Genomic DNA, 15,814 nt, shown 5'->3' with positions numbered 1-15,814 from the left:
ATCACTAAAGTCTCTCTATGTATAAAAAGTTAAATTTTAATCTTATTTAACAACATCAACCTTTAATAAGTTAGTTGCTCCAACTTGATCAACAGGTACACCTGCTGCTATTACAACAGTATCTCCTGATTTAACAAATTCATGGTTTTTAGCTATTTCAACTGATTTTTCTAATAATTCATCAGTTGATACCATCTTATCAGCAACTATTGGATATACACCCCATGAGAATGCTAATTGTCTAGCAACTACTTCATCTGGAGTAACAGCTATAATTGGACATTCTGGTCTACATTGAGAAATTCTCTTTGCAGTTGCTCCTGTTTGAGTTGAAGTTATTACAGCTGCTGCTTCTAATTCGTTAGCTGCATTACTAGCTGCTCTTGAAATAACTCCTGCAATAGCTGGAACGTGTGATTTAGCTTGAGAAACTGCCACTTTATATTTTAAAGATTTTTCAGTTTCTTCAGCAATTTTAGCCATTGTAGCTACAGCTTCTACTGGATAATCTCCATTAGCACTTTCTCCTGATAACATGATTCCATCAGTACCATCTAAAATAGCATTAGCAACGTCTGAAACTTCTGCTCTTGTTGGTCTTGGATTTCTCATCATAGAATCTAACATTTGAGTTGCAGTGATAACTGGTTTTCCAGCTTCATTACACTTCTTAATCATCATCTTTTGAACTGCAGGTACTTGTTCTATTGGAATTTCAACTCCCATGTCTCCTCTAGCTACCATTAAAAGGTCTGATACTTCTAAGATTTCATCTACATTATCAACACCTTCTTGATTTTCGATCTTTGAACAAATTAATATTCTTTCTCCGCCGTTTTCATCAAGAATCTTTCTAATAGTCTTAACGTCTTCTGCTTTTCTTATGAATGAAGCAGCAATCATAGTAACTCCAACTTTACATCCAAAGATTAAGTCTTCTTTATCTTTTTCAGTAAGTGCTGGTAATTTAATTGAAACTCCAGGTACATTTACTCCTTTATGAGTTGCAACAAATCCAGTGTTTTGAACTTCACACTTTATAGCATTTCCTTCAACTGATTTTACAGTTAATCCTACTAAACCATCATCTATTAAAATAGTGTTTCCTGGTTTTACGTCATTTGCTAATCCTTCATAAGTAACAGCACATTTAGTAGTGTCACCAATTACTGACATATCTCCAGCATATACTGTGAATTCAGCGCCTTTAGTTAATTCAACTTTCTTTGGCTCAAATACTCCTGTTCTGATTTCTGGTCCTTTAGTATCAAGAATTATAGCAATTTCTCTATTTAATTTCTTTGATAATTCTTTAACCTTTGCAATTCTTCCACCGTGTTCTTCATGATCTCCATGTGAAAAATTATGTCTTGAGGCATTCATTCCTGCAAGCACAACCTTTTCTAATATTTCAATATCTTCACTTGCTGGACCAATAGTACAAATCATTTTAGTTTTTCTCATTAAACTAACACTCCTCTTTCTTGGATTAATTTATAGAATTTATATAAATAAACTATAAGCTAAATAACTATTATGATAATATCTGAGCCACATCATATAACTCTTTATCAAATTTACTTTCCATGTCTAGAGCTTCATCTATATCTTGGTCAATTATTTGATTATTTCTAATTCCTATTACTCTTGAAGTTTTTCCTTCTAGTAGTACTTCTATAGCTTTTGCTCCCATTCTTGAAGCTAATAGTCTATCTGTAGCACTAGGACTTCCACCTCTTTGAATATGACCTAAGATTGTTGCTCTTGCTTCAATTCCTGTTATTTCTTCAACATACTTTGCAAGTTCAAATGCTCCACCAATTCCTTCTGCAAGAATTATTAAGTTATGCATCTTTCCTCTGTTTTTACCTTCTAAAATAGTTCTGCAAAGTTCATCTCTGTCAAATTCCATTTCTGGAATTATAATTGCTTCTGCTCCACCGCAAATACCTGCATATAAAGATAAGTCTCCGCAATCTCTTCCCATAACTTCTACAATTGAAACTCTTTCATGTGAAGTTGAAGTATCTCTAATTTTATTTATGGCATCTACTACAGTATTTAATGCTGTATCAAAACCTAAAGTAAAATCTGTATAAGCTAAATCATTGTCTATAGTTCCTGGAAGACCTATTGTCTTTATTCCAAGCTTTGATAATAATTTTGCTCCTGTAAATGATCCATCTCCACCTATAACTACTAAAGCTTCTATTCCATAAGCTTGTAGTATTTTAGCAGCTTTTTTTCTAACTTCTTCGTTCTTGAATTCAGGACATCTAGCAGTTCTTAAGATAGTTCCACCTCTTTGGATTATATCAGATACAGAGTTTCTATCCATTTTAAATAATTCTCCATTGATTAGTCCACTATATCCTCTTTGCACGCCCATAACTTCAATTCCATTATAAAGCGCAGTTCTTACTACCGCTCTAATTGCAGCATTCATTCCTGGTGCATCTCCACCACTTGTTAACACAGCTATCTTTTTCATAATATATATTTCCTCCTTAAATACCTTTAAGGGACCTTTGGAGACCCTTATGTACATAATTTAACCATTTTTCATTAACCAAGATTAATTGTACATAAAATTGATCGAATTATCAATCATATTTAAGCAACTTCTGATATAATTCTGAAATAATTGTCTTAATTTTATGAAAAATCTTATATCTTGAATAATCTATTTATTCTTTTATTTATTTTTATACATATTATTCATAATTTTTACTATTTCATAAATTTATATACAAATATTTTTAAATATATTAACTACTTTTTAGATAACAATATTACTATATGTGAATATAATCACTCCTTATATTATAACCAATAATCGATAAATTTATATAAATTATTATTATTTTTGTCACTTTAATTTTTGTAATATTTTTCATTTACCTATTTAATATAATCCAGCTCTTTATTTGCAATTAATTTATAATTTAAGCACATGAAATGAAATAAAATAACAAGTCCAAAACTAGCATGATTGAAAATATCCTACTAGGTGGACTTGTTATTTTTTGATTATGTCTTGTTTATGAATCTAATACTTTAACATTCTCTTCTCCCAATGTTCCTCTAAGCAATGTTGTAACATCACTATTTAATGAAACCCATCGATCCCTTGGCACCCTGAACTTTTGTTTTCCTTTATTCTCAAATATATAAATAGGTGTATCTCCCAAATAATCTAAAACTAATATTTCTTTGAGCTTTTTATTTAATTCTTTAGCTGCTATTGTGTCCTCAACCCTTAAATATATTTTCGAACTATTTATCTTTTCTAAAGGTTCTATGTTTTCACATATTAACTTAGGCTGCTCATCTTCCTTTAAGCTTAAACGTCCTTTTATTATCACCAGGCTATCAGTCACACATAAATCCTTAACTTTTTCTAGTGTTTTAGGAAAAACTATTACTTCTATTGTCCCTGTTAAATCCTCAAGAGTTAAAAAAGCCATTATTGAATTATTTCTAGTTATCTTTTGATTAACACTTGCAAGAATTCCTCCAAGAATTACCCTATCATTATCCTGCAGAGTATCCTCTCTATTAAATATAGCAACCTCTGGCATATCAGCCTCTAATGTATCATCAAGGGTTTCTTGTCCTATGAATATCTTGGATATTTCATTTGTAGTCTGCATCTTTAAGCTTTGTGCATAATCATCCAAAGGATGTCCTGTAATATAAAGTCCAGTCATTTCCTTCTCCATTGCTAATAGGTTTCTTTTATCAAACTCTTTTATATTAGGATAATTAACCTCTGGATTCTTTAATTCCTCGCTTGCAAATAAACTTATCTGTCCATCAATATTTCTCTTCTTATCGCTTGATATATTGTCAATCAGTTTTTCATGAACTGCCAGCATCTTTGATCTAAAAACATTAAAGTCATCTAAAGCTCCTGCTTTTATCAGACATTCAACTGCACGTTTATTTATTGCTGATGTGTCCATTTTATTTATAAAGTCTACAAGAGATTCAAATTTTCCTTTTTCTTCTCTTGCCCTTACTATACTGTCTACAACATTAGCTCCAACATTTTTTATAGCAGCCATACCAAACCTAATTTTATCTCCCTTAACTGTAAATCTTGAATAACTTTCATTTATGTTAGGAGGTAATACTTGTATCCCTAAGTTCTCCGCCATACCAATGTAATATGCTACCTTTTCATCTCTTCCCATAATCGAATTCAGCGTAGCCGCAATCATCTCTACTGGATAATACTTCATAAGATATGCTGTCTGATACCCTACAACTGCATAAGCTGCTGCATGAGACTTATTAAATGCATAAGATGCAAAATCCATCATTGAGTCAAAAATCTTATTTGCTGCTTCTTCAGAAATACCATTTCTTATACAGCCTGGTACCACCACTTCACCATTCTCAACAATACCATGAATGAAATTCTTTCTTTCCTCTTCCATGACTTTATGTTTTTTCTTTGACATAGCTCTTCTAACCATATCGCTTCGTCCCATGGAATATCCAGCTAGATCTCTAACTGCCTGCATTACTTGTTCTTGATATACTAAACATCCGTAGGTTACCTTTAATATAGGTTCTAACTCTTTAGTTAGGTAAGTAGCCTTTTCCGGATTTTTCTTTCCCTCTATATATCTTGGTATTTCAGCCATTGGGCCTGGTCTATACAGGGAGATTCCTGCAATTATATCCTCAAATGAATCTGGCTTTAATTCTTTCATAAATGCAGTCATTCCTGGTGATTCTAATTGGAATACGCCCGCTGTATTACCTTCTCCAATCATCTTATAAATTTCTTCATCTTCAAAATCTATCTTATCTAAATCTACATCTGTTCCTCTATTTTCCTTAATCATTTTAATAGCATCATTCATAACAGTTAATGTTCTGAGCCCTAAGAAGTCCATTTTAAGTAATCCAAGCTCTTCTAAAGTATTCATACCAAATTGAGTTACTATCATTTCATCATTCTTCTGTAGTGGTACATATTCAACTAAAGGTTTTGAAGCAATAACTACTCCTGCTGCATGAGTTGATGAGTGCCTTGGCAGCCCTTCTAAGTCCATAGAAACATCTATTAGGGTTTTCACCCTTTCATCAGTATCATAAGCTAATTTAAGCTCTGGATTTAAATCTAAAGCCTTTTCTATAGTTATTCCAAGCATTGTTGGTATCATCTTAGCAATTCTATCAACTTCAGCATAACTATAATTCATAGCCCTTCCTACGTCTCTTATACATAATCTTGCTGCCATTGTACCAAAAGTTATTATCTGTGAAACATTATTTACTCCATACTTTTTAACAACATAGTCAATAACTTCTTCTCTTCTTTCATAACAGAAATCACTATCGATATCGGGCATAGATACTCTTTCTGGATTTAAGAAACGCTCAAAGATCAAGCTATATTTAATTGGATCTATTTTAGTAATTCCAAGTGTATAAGCTACTATAGAGCCTGCCGCCGACCCCCTGCCAGGACCTGTTGGAATTCCACTTTCATATGAGAATCTAATAAAATCCCAAACAATTAAAAAGTAATCAACATATCCCATCTGTTTGATTACACCAAGTTCATACTCTAGTCTTTCAACATATTCCTTAGCATCTTCAAACTTTTCTGTGAGATTATTAATTTCATTATAATTTAAATCATTATTTCTTATATCTTCAAATACATCATATCTTTCTATTAAGCCTTTATAGCAAGTATCCCTTAAATACTCATAAGGATCCTGCCCCTCTTCTAATGGGAACTTAGGCAGCTTAGATTCATGGAATTTATAGTCATAACCGCATTCCTCTGAAATTTTAACAGTATTCTCTAATGCTTCTGGTATATAAGAAAACATATCCCACATTTCTTCTGCTGATTTCAAATAAAACTGATCTGATGGATATCTTCTTCTATGAGGATCATCTATGGTTTTAGCTGTTTGTATACACATTAAAACGTCATGAGATTTAGAATCTTCTTTTTTTATGTAATGAACATCATTGGTTGCCACTAATGGTATACCGGTCTCTTCTGCTAACTTAATATTCGCTTCATTCACCTTTTGCTGCTCTTCCATACCATGATTCTGCAATTCAATGTAAAAATCTCCATTAAATATTTCTTTGTATATTAAAGCTGTCTCTTTAGCTTTTTCATAATTATCCTTAAGATGATATGATTGTACTTCCCCTCCCAGGCATGCACTTAATGCTATTAATCCTTCACTATGATTTCTTAGATATTCATGATCAATTCTTGGTTTATAATAAAACCCTTCTATTGATGCTGTTGACACTATTTTCATTAAGTTTTCATATCCAATTTGATTTTTGACTAATAAAACCAAATGGTAAGTTGAGTTTTCCTTATCAGGCTGCTTTATATGCCTAGATTTAGGTACTACATATACTTCACATCCTAAAATAGGCTTTATATCATTTTCCTTTGCTGCTTTATAAAAATCTACAAGCCCATATAAAACTCCATGGTCAGTTATGGCAATGCTCTTCATTCCAAGTTCTTTTGCTCTTTTCATTAGATTGCCTATTTTTCCTGAGCCATCTAGCAAACTATATTCTGTATGTAAATGTAGATGTACAAATTCCTTTTCCATTAAGCTCCTCCTTTCTTCATGATTATTTATAATTTTAAAATATTCAACTTATCTACATATTAATTATAACAATGTACCTTGTAATTGTCATTTATACATATGCAACTTTTAAATATGACATAAACCTTACTATCTTAGGCACAATCAAATAAATAATAAGTCCATTTGCCAGCCTATTTTCCATAATCCTACGGCGACAAATTAACCTAATAGCCCGCTATGATGGCAATTTGTCTTCTTGCCTGATGAAAAATATCCATGGCAACTTTAGACTTGTTATTTATTTTCATGTGCCTTAATTATATATTTTTTAAGTAAAAAATAATAATCAGTTTTAAACTATAATTACTTCTAATACACCACTTCTATCCTTATTCACAAATCATAACTAAATTATGTCCTAATTTTATTATTTTTAGATATTTTATATGGGCTATTGCAAAGCAAAATCCATATTTAACTACTCTAATGATACATAAAATCAGACTACAGCACAGTAATTTCATTAAATTACTACCCTATAGTCTGATTTTTATTAATTACATATATAATTTAACTAAATTTGCTATAAAAATATAAACTTCGATTTTTACTTATCATTTAAAAATCTAGTGTTTTACTGTCTTCTAAATATGATCCTATAACTTTCTTTACTTTTTCAACATGAAATTCATTCACATCATATGACATATAATCTTCTTTGTTATTAAATCTTGTTATGATTCCTACATGGTAGCTTCTATCACTTTTCACTACATCAACACCTACTTCTAGATGTTTTAATTCCTCAATTTTCCCATCCATAGATGATAAGGTTTTTGCTACAAATCCTATGTTTTCTGTTGTTGGTTCCTTTAATTTAAAAAGTACAATATGTGTAAACATAACACACCTCCATTTATTTAATTTACAGTTTACAATGCACAATTTACAGTTTTTGTTTCTAAATTGTGAACTTACAACTGTAAACTGCATTAAGTTGTTTGTCTTAATTCTTCTGCTATTTTTTCTATTTTTCTTAATCTGTGATTTATTCCTGACTTTCCAACTGGTGGATCTAGCATTTCTCCTAATTCCTTCAATGACTCATCTGGATAATTTAATCTTAATTCTGCAATTTCTCTTAAATTATCAGGTAATCTTTGAAGTCCTATTTGAGACTGTATTAATTTTATGCTTTCAACCTGCCTTACAGCTGCATTTACTGTTTTTGAAAGATTTGCAGTTTCACAGTTAACAAGCCTATTAACATTATTTCTCATTTCTTTCATTATTCTTATATTTTCAATTTCTAATAGTGAAGAATGAGCTCCAATTACATTAAGTAAGTCTACAATCTGTTCGCCTTCTTTAATGTATACTATAAAACTGTTTTTTCTTTGTATTACTTTCGAATTTAAATTAAACGTATTAACTAAATTTGATAAATCTCTAGCATATTCTTCACTATGGGTTACAAATTCTAAGTGATAGGTCTTCTCAGGGTTGCTTATACTTCCTCCACCTATAAATGCTCCTCTTATATATGCCTTTTTTATATCATCATCTTTAAATATGTGCTTTTCTATTCTATAATCCAAGCTCATTATTCCATCAATTTCTTTAAGTATACCAGTTTCACTTAACAGCCCTCTGACACCCATTTCTTCCGAAATCACAACCATATAAATATTATTCTTTTTTAATGAATTACTTTTTTTAACCATTAATTTTGAATGAATATCAAAATGTTCTTTTAAAAGTGTAAAAATTAATCTAGCACTAGCTGGATTTTCCGTGGTCATTTTAAAACTTAGTCCACTTCCACTAAAAGCTAATGTGCCACTAACCTTCATTATAGCTGATATTTCTGCTAAGGCTTCTTCCTTGGAAATATCTATATATCTACATACTTCTCCTTTAACTTTAGATGAAAATGACATTTCGTTTCCTTCCTTACCTTTAGTATTATGATTCAATTAACAATTTGCAATGGACAATTATCAATTTAGGAACAAAACCTTGCAGATTTTATAAATATATTTCAATGAAACTCCTATGAGAGTTTCATTAGTAATTATCAATTGTTCATTGTTTATTGGTAATTATTAGTCTATTTCGTGCCCTTTTTCCTCTCTTATTCTCTCTTTTATACGCTGTGATAAATACATATATTCTATGATCTTCTTTTTATCATATAGAAGCTTCTTTTCCATAATTGTATCTGCTAATATTTCTGCTAATTTATCAGAATCATGTTTTACTAATCCATTTTTTATTTTTACTAAATCCTCACCAACTATTTTTATGCCTAAGCTTATTATATCTTCTCTATCTAATTTAACAAGTTCAGCTCCATCTTTTTGGTATTTTTCCTTTAACTCATCAGTAATTTCACCAGTATTAGCAATTACATAATCTACAATATCTTTTCCACCATATTTTAATAGAACTTTTAAGTGATCAGATACTTTAAATCCTGTAGTTTCTCCAGGCTGAGTCATTATATTTGATATATAAATCTTAACTGCATCACTTTTTCTTACTGCTTTTGCAATATCTTTAACCAATAAATTAGATGTTATACTTGTATATAAACTTCCTGGTCCCATAACTATAGCATCAGCTTCCTTTAATGCTTGCAATGCTTCTGGAAGCGCCTTTGCGTTTTCTGGAACTATCTTTAATTCTTCTATTCTGGAATTTTGCTCAATAGCCTCTTCTGGAATCTGAGATTCACCTTGTACTATTTTGCCATTTTGAAGTTTTGCAATTAATTGCATATTATCTAGTGTAACTGGTATAACCTTCCCAGTTACTGCAAGTACTGAACTCATTTTTTGGACTGCTTCTTCAAAATTATCAGATATACCTGCCATAGCTGCCAAAAACAAATTTCCAAAGCTTTGATTTTTTAATCTTCCATCTGAAAATCTATATTGAAGCAAGTCTTCCATTATAGGTTCGGTATCAGCTAATGCCAAAATGCAGTTTCTTATATCTCCTGGTGGAAGCATGCCCAAATCTTCTCTTAAGTCTCCAGAGCCGCCGCCATCATCTCCAACAGTTACAATTGCTGTAATATTAGAGGTATAGTACTTAAGCCCTCTAAGCATTGTTGAAAGACCTGTTCCTCCACCAATTACAACTATTTTAGGCCCTTTTACTAATAATCTTTTTTCATATATTAAACTTTCAATTTTTCTACTGTCTAAAGATACCTTTAAATAGCCTCTATTTACCAATGCAATTATAGACCTCATAGTTTCTGTAACCGCAATATATAAAACAAAAACTCCTGTAATATTTAAAGATATATAAAAGATTAAATAATACCAATTATATACTCTGTGATTTACAAGCTCAGTAAAGCCAAATGCTATTAACAAAATACCAAAAACTCCAAATGCCAGCCATCTTTTTACTCTAATTCCTACTTTAAGCCAATCACGTATCCTCATAGCTTCTTTTCTCCTTTATGAAGATCTTCAGCTACATCCCTGTGTTCTATTTTAGAATTATAGCTTTCATTATTCAATCTCTCATAAACCTCATTAGCAATTGCAACAGATCTATGCCTTCCACCTGTGCATCCTATAGATATTATTAATTGTCTCTTTCCTTCTTTAATATAGTTAGGAATTAAATACTTTAACATATCAATTAATTTTTCTATGAAATTAACTGTTTCTGTTTGCTTTAATACATACTCCTTAACTGGTTCATCATTTCCTGAATATTGCTTTAATTCTGGAATATAAAAAGGATTTGGTATAAATCTAACATCAAAAACCAAGTCTGAATCTACAGGTATTCCATATTTAAAACCGAAACTCAATACTGTAATTGATAGCTGTTTTTCTGGATACGTATGATTTCCATAGGTTTTATTTATCTTTTCTCTTAAATGTCTAATTTCATACTTAGAGGTATCAATAATCATATCTGCAGCATTTTTGATTTCTCTTAGTTTTTCTCTTTCTTGTGTAATACCAGTTAACACTCTTCCATCTGGTGATAACGGGTGACTTCGTCTTGTCTCTTTAAATCTCTTTATGAGAACTTCATCACTTGCCTCTAAAAATAATATTTCATATTTAAATTCATTCTGTTTTAAATAGTTTAGAGCTTCAAAAAAATCATCAAAGAAAACTCCGCCCCTAATATCTATAATTAACGCTACTTTTTCAATGCTTCCTCCGCTTTGCGTACATACTTCTGCGAACTTTGAGATTAACTTTGGTGGAAGGTTATCTACGCAAAAATATCCTAAATCTTCTAAGGTCCTTGTTGCTTCTGTTTTTCCTGCTCCTGATAATCCTGTAACTATAACAAATCTCATATCACACACTCCCTTTTGCCAAAGATACTTTTAGATATATGTTCTCATTATCTCTTAATACTCTGAATCTTAATATTAAAATTATATCATACTATCTTAATTAAATCACAAAAACTCCAAACTCCTTGAGTCCTAATTTTCATGTGCTACATGCTATTTAAAACTCCATCTAAAAGTCTTTATTAATACTATTTCATTTAAGTATAAAATATTTTAACCCCATTAACTTAACTAAATTCAGGTGGAGTAAAAAACTCCACCTGAAAATTTTTTTATTTATACATACAACTTATAGATAACCAAATCAGAAACTTAATTTATTACTTATAATTTTTTAGATTATGCTGCACACAATTATAAGTTATAAATCTAGTTCATATACTTTACTAATCTTCCCCTAAAATTCTAACTTCTGGATACAAATCAACTCCAAATTGTCTTTTTACTTCTTCTTTAACATGATTTATTACACCTAATACATCCTTTGCTGTACCATTATCCTTATTGATAACAAAACCTGCATGCTTTTCCGAAACACAAGCTCCTCCTATTGTAAATCCTTTTAAGCCTGCATCCTCAATTAATTTGCCTGCAAAATGTCCTTCCGGTCTCTTAAATGTACTTCCTGCTGATGGATATTCTAATGGTTGTTTTTCTTCTCTTCTTCTCGTTAATTCATTAATTCTCGCTTCAATCTTTTCTTTATCTCCAGATTCTAACGCGAATGTAGCTTTTAATACCACATATCCTTTTTGCATGACTACAGACTGTCTATAACCTAAATTTAATTCTTCTTTTGGAATAGTTCTTATTTCCTGTTTATCATCTAGTACTTCTGCACTTTCAATAACGAATGATATTTCTCCATCATAAGCTCCTGCATTCATGAATACAGCTCCACCTACGCTTCCTGGAATTCCACATGCAAATTGAAATCCTGCTAAAGCTCCTAAGGCTGCTTCTGCTGAAACGTCCTTAAGCAAGGCTCCACATTCTGCTGTAATCTTGTTTCCAATACGTTCTATTTTATTTAAATCACATAGTTTTATTACAACGCCTCTTATTCCGCCATCTTTTACCAAAAGATTTGATCCATTTCCTATAACATAAAATGGAATTTTATTTTCTTTACAAATAGTGATAGTTTCTTTTACTTGCTGAACATTATTTGGAGTTAAAAGTATATCAACTGGTCCTCCAACTTTAAAGTAAATATGTTCGCTCATTTTTGCATCTAGCTGAATTTGTGATTCCTCATATATCTTGCTAAACAAATCCTTATGTTCTCCGTAATGATCCATGTTAAAACTCCTCAAATATTTCTATTAATCTCATTTATTTACGCGATATAAAATAACTAATCTTCGAACAAAATTAAAAGTAACTTACATTCCTACTAGTTTAATCAAGTAAATTTTTATTCCGTACTATTATAGCATAATTTATTTGTTTTGTTCATGTTTTTTAAAATATGACAAAATACTATTTGCGGCCTTACTATCAATTGACTCCGTTTCCATTAATTCACTTAGCGTTGCCTTTTTTATATTGTCAATACTTCCAAACTTCATAAGAAGTGCCATCCTTCTCTTCTGCCCAACATTAGGTATATCATCTAATATTGAATGTAGCGTTCTCTTATCTCTCAAACTTCTATGATATGTGATAGCAAATCTATGAACTTCATCCTGAATTCTTCGTATCAATTGCATTAAGTTTGAATTTCTATTTATTATCAATTCATTATTGTTATAAATTATTCCTCGTGTTGCATGATAATCATCTTTAACTAATCCACACACTGGTATATTTATTCCCAATTTTTCTAGAACTTCAAGAGCTACATTTACCTGCCCTTTTCCACCATCCATCATGATTAAATCTGGAAAATTAGAAAATTTCCCATTAGAAAATTTAATTTTCTTCTCTTGAATTTCTTGTATTTCCTTTAAGCCATGAGAAAATCTTCTTTCTAATATTTCTCTCATACTATCATAATCATTGGCACTTTTTACTGTCTTTATACGAAATCTTCTATAATCGCTATTTTTAGCTTTACCATCTTCGAATACAATCATTGATCCAACAGAGTCAACACCTTGTATATTTGATATATCATAAGCTTCAATTCTTAAAGGTAAACTGTCCAGTTCAAGCAAATCTTGTATTTGCTCTAAGCTTACCCTATTTATCTCCTTATCCATTAATATTTTGTCTTTAAACTGGTCCAATGTAACTTTCGCATTGTTTTTGACTAGTTCCAGCATATCCTTCTTTTCACCTTTTATAGGAATTTTAACAAAAACCTTTGAGCCACGTTTTATACTCAAGAATTCTTCTAAAGCTTCTATTTCATCACTTTCTGATATATAAATATTCTTAGGAACTTTTGGAGTACCACCATAGAAAGAAACAATAAACTGTGAAATAACTGTTTTATCATCTTCATGAGCACTATTTTCAATAACAAAATGTTCTCTTCCAGTAACCTTTCCATCCCTCGAGAAAAATACCTGAATACAACAGTCCTTTTCATCTTTATATATATTTATGAAATCTTCATCATTTTCCTGAGATTTAAATACCTTTTGCTTTTCTGCTATGCTCTCTATAGATAAAATTTTATCTCTTAAAGATGCAGCTTTTTCAAACTCTAATAATGATGAAGCTTCCTGCATTTCTTCCTTTAATTTATTTATAAGAGTTCTATCTCTTCCACTTAATACATCCATAATTTCATCTATCATACGTCTATACTCATCTTTTGAAATATGGCCTTCACATGGTGCATTACACTTTTTTATATGATAATTTAGACATGGTCTTGTGTGTTTTCCACCTTCTATAATCAACTTTTTACAAGTTCTCAAAGGAAAAATCTTTCTGATCATATTTATTGTCTCATGCACAGCCCCTGCATTAGGATATGGTCCAAAGTATTTATTTCCATCCTTTGCATAATTTCTGGTTATGAAAACTCTTGGAAAATCTTCGTTAGTCGTTATTTTTATAAAGGGATAAAATTTATCATCTTTTAGGGATATATTATATTTAGGACTGTATTTTTTTATTAAATTACATTCTAGAATTAATGCTTCCATTTCGGAATCGGTAACTATATACTCAAATTCAGAAATATTTTTAACCATTGCTTTTACTTTTTCTGAATGATTCTTAGAATTTTGGAAGTATTGTCTTACTCTATTTTTTAACACCTTTGCTTTACCCACATAAATGATTTCACCAAGGCTATTTTTCATTAAATAGACACCTGGTTTATCAGGTAAAATTTTTAGCTGGGCTTTAAAATCAAACATAATATTCACCTCCACATTAACGTCTATGGTAACAAATGCCCCAGAAGCTACTCTCCTGGGGTATTTTTTGTATTACATTACTTATTATTTACAGCTGCACTCATCATCTCTCCCGCTATTGGCGCTGCTGCACTTGCTCCATATCCTCCATTTTCTACTATAACTGCCACTGCAATCTTTGGATTATCTGCCGGTGCAAATCCAATGAACCATGAGTGAGGTTTTGCACTTTGACCATTTGCAAGATTATAGTCTGCTGTACCTGTCTTTCCGGCTGCATTAGTTCCTTTAAAGAATCCCCATGAAGAATCGACTCTTGAATCAACTAAATTCTTCATATAATCTTTTATGATAGCCGAATCTCCACTACTTATAACCTGCTTATCTAATTTGGGCTGAATTGTTTTGAGTACATTTCCATCCTTATCTATTACTTGATTTACAAGTCTTGGCTCCATCATCTTACCATCATCAGCTACTGTACTTGCAACTAATGCCATTTGCATTGGAGTTGCTAAGATACTGCTTTGTCCTATACCAGATTGGGCTATATTGCCGACCTCAGCCTTTGAGAGTTTCGGGAACTGACTTTGTGCAATAGTAAAGCCATCAGAATCGATAGTACTATTAAAGCCGAATTTTTCAGCCGTAGCTTTTAGCTTGTCATTTCCAAGCTCCATTGCTAAAGTTCCAAATACAAAGTTACTTGATAATCTATATGCATCCTTTAAATTTATCTCACCATTTACTTCTCCATTATCATTGCTTAGGGACTGTGTATCATTAAATACTATTTTACCAGTGTCATTAAAAGTTCTATTTGTAACACCTGGTATATTTTCTAAAGCACTGCTAAGCGTAACTGTCTTAAAAGTTGATCCTGGTGGATACTTTCCAGAAGTTGCCCTATTAATTAAAGGGCTATTATCAGCTGTACCTGCATTTGCAGCCTTCATTGAAGCTTCCAAATCATTTGGATTATATGTTGGTTTTGAAACCATTGCTAGTACTTCACCTGTTTTAGGATTTAAAGCAACCACAGCTCCTTTATTACTTCCAAGAGCATCATATGCTATTTTTTGAAGAGCTGGATCAAGTGTTGTTATAATGCCATTACCGATTTTATCCTCATCTTCTTTTCTATTTTCAAACATATCTTTTAATTTAGCTATACTAAAGTCTTTCGAAAGATTCAAAAGATTATTAGAGAGTTTACTATAAGTTGTTAATTCGCTATCATAACTTTCTTCTAAGCCTGTTAAACCATATCTAGGGTCAACGTAACCTAAAGCATGAACATATAAGTCTCCACCAACATACGTTCTCTTTTGTGTAAGAGCATCTACACGTGCACTTTGAGTTAGAGGATTTTTATTTCTATCGTATATAGTTCCTCTTAAAACTTCGTTTCTCTTGGCCCAAAGCCTTTGATTTCCTGCTCCTTCTGCTATAGTAGGTGCTGAAAAGACTTGAAAATATGCTATATATGAGATAAGAGCTACAAAGCAGAATAAAAATACTATCATTACTTGTTTTATACTATTAGAAACATTTTTCAATTT

10 protein-coding genes are annotated in these 15,814 nt (G+C 31.2%); all 10 read right to left on the bottom strand.

What is annotated here, in order from left to right:
* Positions 1 to 42: 42 nt before the first annotated feature.
* A complete protein-coding gene (pyk, locus tag CLOBL_RS01620) occupies positions 43 to 1,464 on the bottom strand; it encodes a pyruvate kinase (RefSeq protein ID WP_077857395.1) in 1,422 nt (473 codons plus the stop codon).
* A gap of 70 nt (positions 1,465 to 1,534) precedes the next feature.
* Positions 1,535 to 2,491 (bottom strand): 6-phosphofructokinase, encoded by a 957-nt coding sequence (gene pfkA / locus CLOBL_RS01615; RefSeq protein WP_077857394.1) that lies wholly within the window; start codon positions 2,489 to 2,491, stop codon positions 1,535 to 1,537.
* A gap of 550 nt (positions 2,492 to 3,041) precedes the next feature.
* Positions 3,042 to 6,614 (bottom strand): DNA polymerase III subunit alpha, encoded by a 3,573-nt coding sequence (locus CLOBL_RS01610; RefSeq protein ID WP_077857393.1) that lies wholly within the window; start codon positions 6,612 to 6,614, stop codon positions 3,042 to 3,044.
* Positions 6,615 to 7,214: 600 nt separating this feature from the next.
* Positions 7,215 to 7,499 carry a Dabb family protein gene (locus tag CLOBL_RS01605; RefSeq protein WP_077857392.1) on the bottom strand — a complete coding sequence of 95 codons (285 nt, stop codon included), beginning with the start codon at positions 7,497 to 7,499 and terminating at the stop codon, positions 7,215 to 7,217.
* 89 nt (positions 7,500 to 7,588) lie between these two features.
* Positions 7,589 to 8,536, bottom strand: coding sequence for a DNA-binding protein WhiA (gene whiA, locus CLOBL_RS01600; RefSeq protein ID WP_077857391.1), 948 nt, complete (start codon positions 8,534 to 8,536; stop codon positions 7,589 to 7,591).
* A 165-nt stretch (positions 8,537 to 8,701) separates the two neighbouring features.
* Entirely contained in the window at positions 8,702 to 10,054 is a 1,353-nt protein-coding gene (locus CLOBL_RS01595) for a YvcK family protein (RefSeq protein ID WP_077857390.1), read from the bottom strand.
* Positions 10,051 to 10,935 carry an RNase adapter RapZ gene (gene rapZ / locus CLOBL_RS01590; protein ID WP_009172923.1) on the bottom strand — a complete coding sequence of 295 codons (885 nt, stop codon included), beginning with the start codon at positions 10,933 to 10,935 and terminating at the stop codon, positions 10,051 to 10,053. Before rapZ ends, CLOBL_RS01595 begins: the two co-directional genes overlap by 4 nt.
* A 386-nt stretch (positions 10,936 to 11,321) precedes the next feature.
* Positions 11,322 to 12,236 (bottom strand): UDP-N-acetylmuramate dehydrogenase, encoded by a 915-nt coding sequence (gene murB / locus CLOBL_RS01585; RefSeq protein WP_077857389.1) that lies wholly within the window; start codon positions 12,234 to 12,236, stop codon positions 11,322 to 11,324.
* Positions 12,237 to 12,377: 141 nt separating this feature from the next.
* On the bottom strand, positions 12,378 to 14,252 hold the full coding sequence (uvrC, locus tag CLOBL_RS01580; RefSeq protein WP_077857388.1) for an excinuclease ABC subunit UvrC: 1,875 nt from the start codon (positions 14,250 to 14,252) through the stop codon (positions 12,378 to 12,380).
* Positions 14,253 to 14,329: 77 nt separating this feature from the next.
* Positions 14,330 to 15,811, bottom strand: coding sequence for a penicillin-binding transpeptidase domain-containing protein (locus tag CLOBL_RS01575; RefSeq protein WP_077857387.1), 1,482 nt, complete (start codon positions 15,809 to 15,811; stop codon positions 14,330 to 14,332).
* Positions 15,812 to 15,814 lie beyond the last annotated feature (3 nt).

This window comes from Clostridium sp. BL-8 (genome assembly GCF_002006495.1).
In the GTDB taxonomy this organism is placed as follows: domain Bacteria; phylum Bacillota; class Clostridia; order Clostridiales; family Clostridiaceae; genus Clostridium.
The sequence above is the reverse complement of the archived record's forward strand: the minus strand, read 5'-3'. Positions and strand labels throughout refer to the sequence as shown.